Genomic DNA, 13,033 nt, shown 5'->3' with positions numbered 1-13,033 from the left:
CGGCGTCACGACGCCCGGGCTGTCGCCTGGACGGCTTCTCCTCAGTCGCCGCAGCTCCGCTGCTACTCCTTCGTCGGCGCCGCCCAGACTCGGCCCGGACGCCGCTCCTTCTCCCACCCCCCAACAGCCGGAAGCTCTTTGATCTGATGCGACAGCGATTCGGCCGACGTGCCCTGCCCTACCTGCTCCTGCTCCCGGCGCTCGCCCTGGAGCTGCTGATCCACCTGGTCCCGATGGTGGTCGGCATCGCGATGAGCTTCAAGCAGCTCACCCAGTTCTTCATCCGGGACTGGTCGGCCGCGCCCTGGTCCGGCCTCGCCAACTACCGCGTGGCGGTGGACTTCGACGCACCGATCGGCCGATCGCTGCTGCACTCGTTCTGGGTCACCTGTACGTTCACCGCCCTGGCGGTCGGGCTCTCCTGGCTGCTGGGGACGGCGGCGGCGGTCTTCCTCCAGCAGGAGTTCCGGGGGCGGGGCCTGCTCCGCACCCTGTTCCTGGTGCCGTACGCGCTGCCGGTCTACGCGGCGGTGATCACCTGGTCGTTCATGTTCCAGCGGGACACCGGCCTGGTGAACCACTTCCTGGTGGACCAGCTCCACCTGCTGGACGAGAAGCCGTTCTGGCTGATCGGCGAGAACAGCTTCTGGGCCCTGGTGGTGGTCGCGGTCTGGAAGACCTGGCCGTTCGCCTTCCTGACCCTGATGGCCGGCCTGCAGAACATCCCGCGGGAGCTCTACGAGGCCTCCGCGATCGACGGGGCCGGGGTCTGGCAGCAGATCCGCCGGATCACCCTGCCGTCCCTGCGGCCGGTCAACCAGGTGCTGGTGCTGGTGCTCTTCCTCTGGACCTTCAACGACTTCAACACCCCCTACGTGCTGTTCGGCAAGTCCGCCCCCGAGCAGGCCGACCTGATCTCCATCCACATCTACCAGTCCTCCTTCGTCACCTGGAACTTCGGCTCCGGCTCGGCCATGTCCGTGCTGCTGCTGCTCTTCCTGCTGCTGGTGACGGCGGTCTACCTGTTCGTCGGCTCGCGCCGGAGGGACGCCGATGCTTAAGCCTCCTTCGTCCTTCCGCTGGGCCCGCCGGGTGTTCCTCACCCTGCTGACCGCCTTCGTGCTGGCGCCGGTGCTGGTGATGCTCAGCTCCTCGCTCAAGCCGCTGCGCGACGTCCAGGGCCCGTTCCGCTGGATCCCCAGCGAGCTGACGCTCCGTCCGTACGTCGACATCTGGACGACCGTCCCGCTGGCCGACTACTTCGTCAACTCGCTGATCGTGTCGGTGAGCGCGACGCTCTGCTCGGTGGCCATCGCGGTCTTCGCCGCCTACGGCGTGAGCCGCTACCGCTTCCGCGGCCGCAAGCTCTTCACCGTCACGGTGCTCTCCACCCAGATGTTCCCCGGCATCCTCTTCCTGCTGCCGCTCTTCCTCATCTTCGTGAACCTCGGCAACGCCACCGGCATCGCCCTCTACGGCAGCCGGGGCGGGCTGATCCTCACCTACCTCACCTTCTCGCTCCCGTTCTCGATCTGGATGCTGGTCGGCTACTTCGACTCCATCCCGCGGGACTTGGACGAGGCGGCGGCGGTGGACGGCTGCGGCCCGCTGCGCACGCTGCTGCGGATCGTGGTCCCCGCGGCCACCCCCGGCATCATCGCCGTCTCGGTCTACGCCTTCATGACCGCCTGGGGCGAGGTGCTGTTCGCCTCGGTGATGACCAACAAGACCACCCGCACCCTGTCCGTCGGCCTCCAGGGGTACGCCACCCAGACCGACGTGTACTGGAACCAGGTGATGGCCGCCTCCCTGGTGGTCAGCGTCCCCGTGGTCGCCGGATTCCTCCTGCTGCAGCGCTACCTGGTGGCCGGCCTCACCGCCGGCGCCGTCAAGTGACCCTCCTCTCCGTCCCCTTCGAAAGGCAAGCTGACATGGAACTCCGTTCTCTCCCCGACGACTTCGTCTGGGGCGCGGCCACCGCCGCCTACCAGATCGAGGGCGCCGTCGCCGAGGACGGCCGGGCCCCGTCGATCTGGGACACCTTCTCCCACACCCCGGGCAAGGTCGACAACGGGGACACCGGTGACGTGGCGTGCGACCACTACCACCGCTGGCCGGAGGACCTCGGCCTGGCCTCCCGGCTGGGCCTGGGCGCCTACCGCTTCTCGATCGCCTGGCCCCGCGTGGTGCCGCAGGCCGACGGCGTGGTCAACCCGGCCGGGCTGGACTTCTACGACCGGCTGGTGGACGCCCAGTTGGAGGCCGGCCTCACCCCCTTCCCGACCCTGTACCACTGGGACCTCCCGCAGGCCCAGCAGGACCGGGGCGGCTGGGCCGAGCGCGCCACGGCCGAACGCTTCGCCGAGTACGCGGCCGTGGTGGCCGAGCGCCTCGGCGACCGGGTGACCAACTGGGCCACCCTCAACGAGCCGCTCTGCTCCGCCTGGATCGGCCACCTCGACGGCAACATGGCCCCCGGCATCAAGGACCTCACCACCGCCGTCCGGGCCTCCTACCACCTGCACCTCGGCCACGGCCTCGCCGTCCAGGTCCTGCGGGAGTCCGTGCCGGGCGCGAAGATCGGCATCGTCAACAACCTCAGCACCATCGAGCCGGCCTCCGGCTCGGCCGCCGACCTGGCCGCCGCCGTCCGCGCCGACGGCCACATCAACCGGTGGTGGCTGGACCCGGTCTTCGGGCGCGGCTACCCCGAGGACATGGTCAAGCTCTACGGCGTCGAACTCCCGGTCCGGGAGGGCGACATGGAGCTGATCGGGGCCCCGCTGGACTGGATCGGCCTGAACTACTACTTCCGGCAGTTCGTGACCGACGACCCGTCCGGACCGGCGCCCGGCTTCCGCCAGGTGCGCGGCCCGAACGCGGAGCACACCGCGATGGACTGGGAGGTGCACGCCCCCGGCCTGGAGGAGCTGATCCTCCGTCTGTCGAACGAGTACGGCGCCTCGAAGATCTACGTCACCGAGAACGGGTCCGCCTACGCCGACACCGTCACCCCCGAGGGCGCCGTCCACGACCCCGGCCGCACCGCCTACCTGGAGCAGCACCTCGCCGCCTGCGACCGCGCCGTGGCCCAGGGCGCCCCGCTGGCCGGGTACTTCGCCTGGTCCCTGCTCGACAACTTCGAGTGGGCGTACGGCTACGACAAGCGCTTCGGCCTGGTCCACGTCGACTACGAGACCCAGCGACGCACCGTCAAGACCAGCGGCCTGCGCTACGCCGAGCTGATAGCGGCCCACCGCAGCCGCTGAGCGGAACCATCTGAGGCCGGCCGGGGGACCACCCCGGTCGGCCCTTCCGCGTCCGGCCTCCGGTCGTAGACTCCGTGGAGTCCGGAGGCGAGGAGGGGCAGTGGAGGCATGGATCTCCGTACTGGGTGGGGACCCGGTGCGCGAACTTCAGGAACTCGACGGGTGGTTGAACGAGGAACCGGAGCTGCGGGGGAAGGTGCGGCCGCGGGCCGCCCGGCCGGGGCACGGTGAACTCGGCGCGCCGTACGACGTGTTGATCGCGGCGATCGGCAGCGGCGGGGTGGTCACCGTCCTGGCCGGATCGCTGCACGGCTACCTGACCCGCCCGCGCGGCGCCGACGTGCGGATCTCGGTCTCCTCGCCGGACGGGCAGAGCGTCGAGCTGGAGGCCCAACGGGTCGAGGACGTCGAGGCCTTGCTGCGCCAGGTGATCGCCGCCACGGAGGAGCCCGGCAGGGCCGGGGCCGAAGTCGAGGGCGGGGGACGGGGCGAGGTCGAGGCATGAGCCGGGCGGTCGACCCGGGGCGGTCGCGGGTGGTGCTGATCGGTACGTCGGCCTACCGCGACGAGCGGCTGCCCGATCTGGGGGTGGTCGCGGCCGGAGTCGCCGATCTGGAACGGGTGTTGACCGATCCCGGGCTCGGCGGCTTCCCGGCGGAGCACTGCCGCACCGTGCCGCCGGACGCCGACCTGGCCCGGGTGGGGGAGGAGTTGGCGGCCGCTGCCGAGGAGGCGGAGGACCTGCTGCTGGTCTACTTCGCCGGGCACGGCCTGATCGACCGGCGGGGCAAGCTCCACCTGGGCCTGGCCGGCACCCACGTCGACCGGCTCCCCTACACCGCCCTGCCCTTCGAGGCCGTCCGGGAGACCTTCCTGGACAGTCGGGCGGAGAACCGCGTGCTGATCCTGGACAGCTGCTTCAGCGGCCGGGCGGTGGGCCGCCCGATGGCGGAGTCGTCGCAGCCGCACCTCGCCGAGCTGGAGGTCTCCGGTGCCTTCACCCTCACCTCGGCCCCGGCCAACCGGGCCGCCCTGATGCTGGACGGCGAGCCGCACACCGCGTTCACCGGGCGGCTGCTCCGGCTGCTGGAGGAGGGCAGCCCGCAGGCCGGGCCGATGCTCACCCCGGCGGACCTGTTCCGGCACCTCCGTGCCCAACTCGCCGCCGAGGGACTCCCGTTGCCGCAGCACCTCGGCACCGACACGGCCGGCGAGCTGGGGCTGGTCCGCAACCGGCAGGCCCGTCCGGGCCATCGGCCGCTAGTGGGGCAGGCGCTCCCGGTCCTGGTGCACGCAGCCGTCACCGGGCCGGCGTCCCCGGGGCGGAAGGCCGTCCCCGAGGTCGCGGAACGGGCGATCGAACAGGCGCTCCGGCACACCGCGCGGGCGGACACCAAGCAGCTGCGGCGCATCCTCCTCGCCGCCGTCGCCCCGGTGGTCGCCAAGGCCTCGGTCGAGCAGGCCCTGGGCATGGCCGCCACCGTCTCCGACCCGGACCGACGACAGTCGATCACGGCGGACATCGCCGTGGTGCTCGCCGCCGAGGACCCCTTCAGGGCCATCGACATGGCACAGAGCCTCTGGGAGCCCTACCGGAGCGAGGCCATCGTGGAGAGCGCCCGGGTCGACGGCCACCGCGACCGGGCCGACGGACTGTACCTGCTGGACACCTACTTCCTGTCCGACAAGCGTCCGAGCCGGAAGAGTTCGGTCCGCTGGGAGGACGTGGTGCGCTCGGTCGCCGCCTTCGCGCCGGACCGCGCGGAGGAGCTCGCCGACGCCCTGCCGGAGGGCTACTCCCGCACCGTGGCCCGCGCCCGCGTCGCCCTGGCCCTGGCAGCCGCGGACCCCGGCCGCGCCCTCCGGCTGCTGCCCGACCGCTGCAGGCCCTGGGAGACGCTCTCCGTCGCCGAGGCCCTGGCGGCCGTCGACCCGGACCGGGCACTGGCCTTCCTCGCCCCCCATGCGGACCAACAGGCCTACCCCCACGCCCTGGTGGGCGTCTGCCGGGCGGTGGCCGCCACCGATCCCGGGCGGGCCGCCCGCCTCGCCGACACCATCACCGATCGCTCCCGCCGCGCCGAGGCCCTGGCCGCCGTGGCCGTCGTGGCCGGTGCCGCCGACCCGGGCCGTGCCCTGGAGATCACCCGCACCATCGGCGACCCCGAGGCCGAGCAGGCCGCCCGCGCCGATCTGGCCCCCGTCCTGGCCGCCACTGACCCGCACGGCGCGATGGCCCTGGCGGGCACCGTCACGGACAGCCCCTGGACGGTGTACGCCCTCACCGGGATCGCCGCCGTCCTGCTCGGCGCCGGCCACCGCCGGAGCGGTGCCGCCGCCCTCGCGGCAGCCCTTCGCTGAACCACGGGGACGGCGGCACCGCACCGGCTACAGGCCCGGGATCTGCCGGGCGGCGAAGGCCTGACGGACCGTCGCCGCCGCCTGGTCGCCGTACATCGCCCGGGCGGTGGCCACGGTGGCCTGGGCCGCGGCGGAGAAGGAGGTGTCGGGGGCGAAGGAGAACTGGGCGTTGACGATCACGCGGTCGGCGGTGCGGGCGCCGAGCGCCTTGCGGACGTCGTACAGCGCCCGGGACCAGATCTCGCCGTCCGCGTGCACCTCGCCGACCCGGTCGGCGTAGGTCTTGCCGGTGTCGAGGCGGCGCAGGCAGTGCGGCGTGGTGGTGGTGTAGGCGGTCGAGTCCCAGTCGCCGACGCAGGCCTCCTCGGCCCGGCCGGTCCAGCCGTACCGGGCCTGGGCGGCCTGACCGACCGCCAGGGCGAGGTAGTCGCCGAAGGCCTCGCCGATCGATCCGGCCTCCACCGAGCTGCCGAAGCCGGGCACCTGGGCCTCGTGGACCGCGTGACCGTACTCGTGCACGATCACCTCGGCGTCCTCGGCGTCGTCCACGCCGCCCTTGCCGAGGCGGATCTCGTTCTTCTTGTCGGTGAAGAAGGAGTTGTCGGATCCCCACTGGTTGAGCCGGACCTGCTGGACCTTGTCGTTGGCCCCGCGCAGCTCGCCGCCGAAGCCCAGGCCCTGGAGGTACTCCTGCGCCTCGTTGACCCAGAAGTACGCCATCACCTGCTCGAACCGGTCGTCGCTGCGGGTGTACCGGAAGTCCCCGGCGGCCGACCGCGCGGGGGTTCCGGTCTCCGAACGGACCGCCGCCCAGCGGCCGGAGAGGCCGCCGCTCGCGTCGAGGTTGCGCAGTGCCACGGTCGCGTAGGCGGAGGCCGGCACGGCGGAATCGGCGTCCTTGGCGTCGGTCAGCGACTGGTCCCCGGTCGCCTGCACGGGGTTGACCCGGAAGACCTGGCCGGTGGGAACGGCGGGGGCGGCGGGGGCGGCCACGGCCGGGGAGACCGGGACGGCGAGGGTGGCCAGGGCGGCGGCGGTGGCCAGGGCGAGGCGGGAAGCACGGGTGGTACGGGACAAGGCTCCTCCAGGGCGGGCTGGTGGCGGACTGCGGCGGCCCGACCGATCGGTCGGGTCCGACGGCGGGGATCATGCCGCATCGCCACGGGAATGGACAGGGCCCGGACCGAACCCGTCGGAACTCCTAACACCGTGATCCGGCGGCCCCGTTAGGGGGTTGCCAAACCGTTTTCCGGCCGCCGAGACTCCAAGGAAGGCGGAGCGGAGGAGGGGCAGTGGAGGCTTGGCTTTCGGTGCGGGGCGGCGACGCGGTGTGCGAACTGCGTGAACTGGAGCGGTGGTTGGAGATCGATCCGCTGCTGTGCGGCCGGATCCGGGCGCGCGCCGCGCGGCGCTGGCGCGGTGAGCTCGGCCTCCCTTACGGAGTGCTGGTCGTGGCGGTCGGGCACGGCGGGGCGGCGGGCGCACTGGCCGGGGCGCTGCACGGCTTCCTGACCCGGCCGGGTGCCGGTGGGGTACGGATCTCGGTCTCCTCGCCGGACGGTCGGAGCGTACGCCTGGCCGACCAACGGCCCGAGGAGGTCGAGATCCTGGTGCGCGAGGTGCTCACCGCCCCGGCGGAGGACGAGGACGAGTACGCGCCCTGGCCGACCAGGACCGGAGCCCTCGCTTCCTGAGAGGGGAAATCGACGGGCCCTCGACGGGCGGTGGCGCTACTCTCGCTGGTTCGCGGCGAGAGGAGTGATGGATGAGTCAGTACTACATGGTGGGTGACGAGACGCTGTGGAACCCGTCGAACGGGGCGTCAGGCCTGTTCCGTCAGCAGGTGGACGTGTTCCAGGAGGAGCTCGGGCTGTTCGCGGGGATCTCGCGGATGAGGGCGGACGAGGCCCAGGTGAGTCCGCCGGTGCTGGGAGTCTTCGCGCAGGCCTTGCTGGACCGGCACTTGCGGACAGGGCACGCCGTGATCCGGGCGCTGAGCGAGGGCTTCGTGCTGACGACGCTGGTGCTGGCGGACCGGGCCGGTGTCGGGCCGGGGTGGGAGCCGACGGGCTCCGGGCCGGCCTGGGAGCTGAGGGACGTGCAGGTGCCGGCGCGGCCCGTGACGGACGGTCAGGTCGGTGAACTGCGTCTGAAGGCAGCCGAATTGAGCCTGGCGATGGCCCGCTGACGACCCTGCTGGGACCGGCGTACGTATGATCGGCGGACGAGGCCGGTCGGGGGAGTGGGGGAGTCGTGGGCGGGAAGCGGGTCGTGGTCGTCACCGGGGGCGGGACGGGGATCGGGGCGGCGACCGCTCGGGTGTTGCGGGAGGCCGGGCACGAGGTGGTGGTGTCCGGGCGGCGGGCGGAGCCGTTGGCGGCGGTCGCGCGGGAGACCGGGGCGGTCGCGCACGTGGCGGACACCACGGATCAGCGGCAGGTGGAGGGGCTGGTCGCGGCGACGGTCGAACGGTTCGGGCGGCTGGACGGGCTGGTGCTGAACGCCGGGATCGGGCGGCCGGGGGCGGTCGGGGAGCTCGCGGTGGAGGACTGGGAGGCGGTGCTGCGGACCAACGTCACGGGGCCGTTCCTGGTGCTGCGCGCCGCGCTGCCGCACCTGTTGGCGGCGGAGGGCGGTGGCGCCGTGGTCGGCGTCGCCTCGGTCTCCGCGATTCGCAGCGGGCACGGCAACGCCGCGTACGCCACCTCCAAGGCCGCGCTGCTCCAGCTCTGCCGCTCGGTGGCGGTCGACTACGGCTGGCAGGGCGTGCGGTCCAACGTGGTCTGCCCCAGCTGGGTCCGCACCGAGATGGCCGACCGCCCGATGGGGCGCCTCGCGCGGCTGAGCGGGCACGAGGACGTGGACGCCGCGTACGAGGAGGCGACCCGGCTCAATCCCCTGGAGCGGGCGGGGGAGGCGGCCGAAGTCGCCGAGGCGGTGGCCTGGTTGCTCTCCCCGGCGGCGAGCCTGGTCAACGGTGCGGTGCTCAACGTCGACGGCGGCATCAGCGCGCTGGACCCGGGGACGGTGCCGTTCCCCTTCCGGGTGGAGCGCCGGGAGGGCTGATCTGCTTGCATGGGGCTCCATGAGCGCCATACTCACCAGTGTCATAGCCGTGTTGGGGACCCTGTTCGGCTCCCTGCTCACCCATCTGTTCCAGCAGCGTTCGGCTCGGCAGACGGAGTGGAGCGCACGGGCGGAGCGGCACCGGCAGGAGCGGATCGAGGCCTTCGGGGCCTTCGCCGGGGTGCTGGTGGAGTTCCGCCAGGCGCTGCTGCACCACTGGCACTGCGTGCACCAGGGCGTCGACGCCGCCGAGGAGCCCACCCTCCGCAACCGCTCCTTCGAGCTCCGCTCCCGCGCCCAACACGCGCTCTTCCAGGTCCAGTTGACCGCCAGGACGCCCGAGATCGCCGCCGTCGCGGCATCGGCCTTCGAGACGGTCGGCCGGATCGACCGGGCCACCGACCTGGCGGACGTCATCGCCCGGCGGGACGCCACCCGTCTGCTGATCGACGAGTTCGTGGCCACGGCGAGGCAGCACCTGTGAGGTCCTGACGTGGCTTCAGGGGATAATCGCAACCGTGACAGAGCACCGCGAATGGACCCATGACGGCACCGGACTCGCCTGGCTGTCGGCCCGGCTCGGACGGCCGGAGCCCGGCCCCGGGCACCTGGTGTCCCAGCTGCTGCCCGACGGGTACCAGGCGTACGTCCGGATCTTCCACCGCTTCGAGAGCCTCGACGGCGCCGTCCAGGGCCCGAGTTGGCGGGAGTGGGCGGAGCGGTCGGGCGTCCCGTTCCTCCCGGAGCTCTCGCACCGCTGGCTGAAGGACGGCCTGGAGACCCAGGACGAGGACGGCGAGGTGACCACCGTCCGCTGGGTGGCGGAGGACGGGGCGCTCGACGCGGCGAGCCGCCGCGCGCTGGCCGGCGCCCTGGAGACGGTGACGGGGGATCAGCCCGTGCACTACGCCTGGGACCTGGCCGCAGTCACCAACGGCCTCGACGCCCCGCTGCTGCGCACCGCCCCGCTGGCCGGCCTGGAGGCCGTGCGCACCGAGGCGGCCGCGCTCGTGGGCGACTCCGGCCCGGAGTACTGGTGGCCCGAGGACCGCACCTGGGTGGTCTGCACTGACTACGACCTGCTCTCCACCTACGTCGCCTGCGACACCCCCACCGCCGCCCTCCTCCTCGCCACCCCGTCCCTGGAGACCATCGAGGCCACCCCGCACACCCGCGTCGACTGGTCCACCGAACCCCCGCACGCCGAGGCTCGGCCCCACTGACCACACCGGTTGGCGGGAGGAGAGAGACGTCGTGCCGGCCGAACCGGAGGATCAGTGGTCCTGCCGCGTTGTAGCGTGGTAGCGGCCTACCTGTACGGAGGAGACGTGACCGCGCAACCGGAGCACCGTGCCGAGGAGCTGATCCCGCGCCCTGAGCGGACCATCACCGCCCTCAGGGCTGCCCTTGCTGTCGTAGCCCCGGACCGTCTGCTGGAGATGCAGAGCGAGCAGGCCGAAGCGATCACGAAGGCCATCGACTCCGACACCCTCGATCCTCTCCGGGGGTTCCTCCTGCGATGGGCGGTCGTGATCGAGATCGAGCGGTATCCGGCGACGGCCTCCAAGCTCCGCCGAGCCGAATACCTCATGCAGGTGGCAGTGGAACCGGATGACTCCCGGCGTCATGCGCTCGCTGCCGCCGAGATCGTCCGAGCCGCGTACCGAGCGCTGGGCACATGACCTGGTCCTGGGAGTACCTCCCCAGCGAGGAGTACGGCCGACGTTCGGGGCGGCATGTTCGAGTTCCTGACCGTGGTGCGGCACGAGCAGATCTACATCGTCCAGGTCACGTACCTGTAGGCCACGACGAGCCCGTCCCCGCCACCTACCGCTTCGGGGAGCCGCGGTTCTCCCTGCGCCGGACGAACTTCAACCCCGACCAGTCGTCACCGAGGGCGGCCACCTTCACGTCGACGACGCCGAGCGGCAGGAACAGCTCCCGCAGCCCGTTCTCCGTGATGTCGCTGTCGTGCCCGGCCGCCCGCCGGGGCCAGGCGATCCACAGCATCGTGTGATCGTCGAGCTCCCCGACCAGTTGGGCGGCCTCCGTGGCCAGCACGGCGAACGACCGGTGGAAGGCGAGGGCCACATCGGCCCCCTGCGGACCGCCGGCCGCGACAGTGGTCCCCTCGGGCAGGTCCGGGACCTCCCACCCGCCGGGCCGGTGCGACACCTGAACCCGGTCGCCCGCCCTGATGCCGATCTTCTTGGCGAGCGGCGTCCCGGAGTACCCTCCCGCCGGTGCCCCGGAGCCCTGCGCCCGGTCACCCACGTCGAGTCCTGCTGTCCGGTGCGTCCAAGGCGCTAGCTCGCCGTGCGGGGGATGCGGCGTTGCCAGTCCCGTTCGAAGACGACGTCCCCGCCCTCCAGGGCGGTGAGGTGGTTGTGGACGGTGAAGTGGTGGGCGTCGCAGGTGATTTCGGAGCGGGTGCGGACGGTGGTGTCCCAGCCGAGGTCGGGGCGTTGGAGGCGGACGGTCCAGTCGGAGCGGGTGGTGGCGGAGAGGGGGGAGTCGGCGAGGACGGCGTAGGACTCCAGGGCGTGTTCGTCGTAGACCAGGCCGTCGGGGTAGATCCGGGTGCCGCCGTAGTTGGGGTCGACCTCCAGGCGGTGTTCGCCGGTGGCGACGTCGCGGATGAGCAGGCGTTCGGGGCGGGCGGTGAGGGGTTCGGGGTAGGTGACGTCCAGGCCCTCGGACTGCTCGGGGGGTTCGAAGGTGACCGGTGGGGAGCCGGCGTCGGCGGCCAGGTGGCGGACGGGGAGGGTCAGGCGGCTGTGGCCGGGGTCGACCTCGAAGCCGGTGGGGTCGGGCTGGGGCCAGATCCAGGGCCAGTAGGCGGAGGAGAGGGCGAGCCGCAGGCGGTGGCCGGCGGGGAAGGCGTGGGCGATGGAGACGAGTTCGAAGGTGACGTCCTCGACCTCGCCCGGGGTCCATTCGACCACCCGGTCGCGGCCCTGACGGGAGCTCAGGTTGAGCACGCCGCGGGTGACCAGGGTGGAGGAGCCGTCGGGGGCGACGTCGCAGAGCCGGGCGACGACCTGCCCGCGCCGGGCCCGGCTGCGCACCCGCAGCCGCACCGAGGCCCGCCCCAGGACCTCCACCGGCTCGGGCAGCGGCAGTGAGTCGAAGCAGACCGAGCGCCCGTCCTCCTCGCGCTGGTCCGGCGGGAGGTCGGAGGCGTTGCCGAAGGGGAAGAACCGCCCGGCGTCGATGCCGGTGTGCTGCGGGGAGCGGACCTCCACGTAGCGGTCGGCGGAGGTGCCGGCGGTGCGCAGCGCGTCGTCGAGGCCGTAGCCGACCTCGCGGACGTCGGGGGAGGGCCAGGTGTCGTCGCCGACCCAGCGGCCGGGCCGGTTGGCGTACACGGTCGCGGGCGGGACCGACTCGTTCATCCAACTGCGCAGTGCGGGCTCGGACATGACGCCGTTGTCGACGCCCTTGAGCCAGTGGTCCCACCAGCGCAGGGTCTCCTGGAGGAAGCCGATCGCGGGGCCGGGCGGCAGGCCGCGGTCGGGGTACTGGTGCGACCAGGGGCCGATGATGCCGCGCACCGGTGCGTCGAGGTGTTCCAGCAGTCGCAGGACGGTGTCCCGGTAGGGGTCGGCCCAGCCGCCGACGGCGAGCACCGCGGCGGTGATCGCGCCGTAGTCCTCGCAGACGCTGCCGTGCCGCCAGTAGTCGTCCCGCACCTGGTGGGTGAGCCAGGGGTGGACGAAGGGTTCGACGGACTCCAAGCGCGACAGCCACATCCGGCGCCAGTCCTCGCCGACGTACTTCGGGTCCGGCGGGCGGGCGACGAAGGCCAGCATGGTGGCTGACCAGGCGTGCATGTCGACCGCGAGCAGTGAACCGCCCATGTAGTGCACGTCGTTGTCGTACCGGTCGTCGGTGGAGCAGACGGTGACGACGGCCTTGAGCGGCTCGGGGGCCAGCGCGGCGATCTGGAGGCTGTTGAAGCCGCCCCAGGAGATGCCGAACATGCCGACCTTCCCGCTGCACCAGGGCTGCGCGGCCAGCCACTCCACCACCTCGACGCCGTCGGCCAGCTCCTGCGCGGAGTACTCGTCGCCGGGCAGGCCGCCGGAGTTGCCGTGCCCGCGCACGTCCACCCGGACCGAGGCGTAGCCGTGGCCGGCGTACCAGGGGTGGCGCTGGGCGTCGCGCGGGGCGGTCCAGTCGGTCAGCCGGTACGGGAGGTACTCCAGCAGGGCGGGCACCGGCTCGTCGGTGACGGGGCGCCAGATCCGGGCGTACAGCTCGATCCCGTCGGAGAGCGGGATGCGCAGGTCCTGGCGCGTGGTCCCGTACGGGTACTGCGACGGGTGCTGCATCGG

At 72.5% G+C, this 13,033-nt stretch carries 14 protein-coding genes; 11 read left to right on the top strand and 3 right to left on the bottom strand.

Translation table 11 applies throughout. From position 1 onward, the window contains the following. Nucleotides 1-26: 26 nt before the first annotated feature. From ACWCYY_RS23305 to ACWCYY_RS23285, 5 genes are all read left to right on the top strand, one after another. Nucleotides 27-1,061, top strand: coding sequence for a carbohydrate ABC transporter permease (locus tag ACWCYY_RS23305; RefSeq protein ID WP_380148937.1), 1,035 nt, complete (start codon nucleotides 27-29; stop codon nucleotides 1,059-1,061). Further along, nucleotides 1,054-1,896 carry a carbohydrate ABC transporter permease gene (locus ACWCYY_RS23300; protein ID WP_345289338.1) on the top strand — a complete coding sequence of 281 codons (843 nt, stop codon included), beginning with the start codon at nucleotides 1,054-1,056 and terminating at the stop codon, nucleotides 1,894-1,896. Before ACWCYY_RS23305 ends, ACWCYY_RS23300 begins: the two co-directional genes overlap by 8 nt. A gap of 35 nt (nucleotides 1,897-1,931) precedes the next feature. Beyond that, nucleotides 1,932-3,269: a GH1 family beta-glucosidase gene (locus tag ACWCYY_RS23295; protein ID WP_449797107.1), complete on the top strand. Its 1,338-nt coding sequence runs from the start codon at nucleotides 1,932-1,934 to the stop codon at nucleotides 3,267-3,269. 136 nt (nucleotides 3,270-3,405) lie between these two features. Further along, a complete protein-coding gene (locus ACWCYY_RS23290) occupies nucleotides 3,406-3,774 on the top strand; it encodes an effector-associated constant component EACC1 (protein WP_449797106.1) in 369 nt (122 codons plus the stop codon). Continuing rightward, nucleotides 3,771-5,630 carry a caspase family protein gene (locus ACWCYY_RS23285; RefSeq protein ID WP_449797105.1) on the top strand — a complete coding sequence of 620 codons (1,860 nt, stop codon included), beginning with the start codon at nucleotides 3,771-3,773 and terminating at the stop codon, nucleotides 5,628-5,630. The genes ACWCYY_RS23290 and ACWCYY_RS23285 overlap by 4 nt, the downstream gene beginning before the upstream one ends. 27 nt (nucleotides 5,631-5,657) lie before the next feature. Here ACWCYY_RS23285 and ACWCYY_RS23280 read toward each other — a convergent pair whose 3' ends face one another. Continuing rightward, a complete protein-coding gene (locus tag ACWCYY_RS23280) occupies nucleotides 5,658-6,707 on the bottom strand; it encodes a M4 family metallopeptidase (RefSeq protein WP_449797104.1) in 1,050 nt (349 codons plus the stop codon). A 215-nt stretch (nucleotides 6,708-6,922) separates the two neighbouring features. Between ACWCYY_RS23280 and ACWCYY_RS23275 the strand changes: the two genes are divergently transcribed. The 6 genes from ACWCYY_RS23275 to ACWCYY_RS23250 all read left to right on the top strand — a co-directional run bounded on the left by ACWCYY_RS23275 (nucleotide 6,923) and on the right by ACWCYY_RS23250 (nucleotide 10,378). Further along, the gene (locus ACWCYY_RS23275; RefSeq protein WP_449797103.1) at nucleotides 6,923-7,324 is read left to right on the top strand and encodes an effector-associated constant component EACC1; all 402 of its coding nucleotides are present in this window, start codon (nucleotides 6,923-6,925) and stop codon (nucleotides 7,322-7,324) included. 71 nt (nucleotides 7,325-7,395) lie between these two features. Continuing rightward, on the top strand, nucleotides 7,396-7,818 hold the full coding sequence (locus ACWCYY_RS23270; RefSeq protein ID WP_449797102.1) for a DUF6086 family protein: 423 nt from the start codon (nucleotides 7,396-7,398) through the stop codon (nucleotides 7,816-7,818). Between the two features lie 65 nt (nucleotides 7,819-7,883). Then, nucleotides 7,884-8,696, top strand: coding sequence for an SDR family NAD(P)-dependent oxidoreductase (locus ACWCYY_RS23265; RefSeq protein WP_449797101.1), 813 nt, complete (start codon nucleotides 7,884-7,886; stop codon nucleotides 8,694-8,696). A 19-nt stretch (nucleotides 8,697-8,715) separates the two neighbouring features. Beyond that, nucleotides 8,716-9,180, top strand: a complete 465-nt coding sequence (locus ACWCYY_RS23260) for a hypothetical protein (protein ID WP_449797100.1) — start codon at nucleotides 8,716-8,718, stop codon at nucleotides 9,178-9,180. Between the two features lie 34 nt (nucleotides 9,181-9,214). Further along, nucleotides 9,215-9,919, top strand: coding sequence for a hypothetical protein (locus ACWCYY_RS23255; RefSeq protein ID WP_449797099.1), 705 nt, complete (start codon nucleotides 9,215-9,217; stop codon nucleotides 9,917-9,919). A 105-nt stretch (nucleotides 9,920-10,024) separates the two neighbouring features. After that, nucleotides 10,025-10,378 (top strand): hypothetical protein, encoded by a 354-nt coding sequence (locus tag ACWCYY_RS23250; protein ID WP_449797098.1) that lies wholly within the window; start codon nucleotides 10,025-10,027, stop codon nucleotides 10,376-10,378. Nucleotides 10,379-10,523: 145 nt separating this feature from the next. On the opposite strand, the gene ACWCYY_RS23245 is transcribed toward ACWCYY_RS23250, so the two are convergent. Together ACWCYY_RS23245 and ACWCYY_RS23240 are read right to left on the bottom strand one after the other, a co-directional pair. After that, nucleotides 10,524-10,970, bottom strand: coding sequence for a DUF3052 domain-containing protein (locus tag ACWCYY_RS23245; RefSeq protein ID WP_449797097.1), 447 nt, complete (start codon nucleotides 10,968-10,970; stop codon nucleotides 10,524-10,526). Nucleotides 10,971-11,002: 32 nt separating this feature from the next. Next, complete coding sequence (locus ACWCYY_RS23240) at nucleotides 11,003-13,030, bottom strand: CocE/NonD family hydrolase (RefSeq protein ID WP_345289357.1); 2,028 nt, start codon at nucleotides 13,028-13,030, stop codon at nucleotides 11,003-11,005. Nucleotides 13,031-13,033: the final 3 nt, after the last annotated feature.

The organism is Kitasatospora sp. NPDC001664 (assembly GCF_053596675.1).
This window is presented reverse-complemented; position numbering and strand designations above follow the sequence as displayed.

Excerpts from the sequence above, each read along its gene's own strand:
- ACWCYY_RS23300 (WP_345289338.1), top strand. The coding sequence starts at position 1,054 with ATGCTTAAGCCTCCTTCGTCCTTCCGCTGGGCCCGCCGGGTGTTCCTC.
- ACWCYY_RS23295 (WP_449797107.1), top strand. The coding sequence starts at position 1,932 with ATGGAACTCCGTTCTCTCCCCGACGACTTCGTCTGGGGCGCGGCCACC.
- ACWCYY_RS23285 (WP_449797105.1), top strand. The coding sequence starts at position 3,771 with ATGAGCCGGGCGGTCGACCCGGGGCGGTCGCGGGTGGTGCTGATCGGT.
- ACWCYY_RS23270 (WP_449797102.1), top strand. The coding sequence starts at position 7,396 with ATGAGTCAGTACTACATGGTGGGTGACGAGACGCTGTGGAACCCGTCG.
- ACWCYY_RS23260 (WP_449797100.1), top strand. The coding sequence starts at position 8,716 with ATGAGCGCCATACTCACCAGTGTCATAGCCGTGTTGGGGACCCTGTTC.
- ACWCYY_RS23240 (WP_345289357.1), bottom strand. The coding sequence starts at position 13,030 with ATGCAGCACCCGTCGCAGTACCCGTACGGGACCACGCGCCAGGACCTG.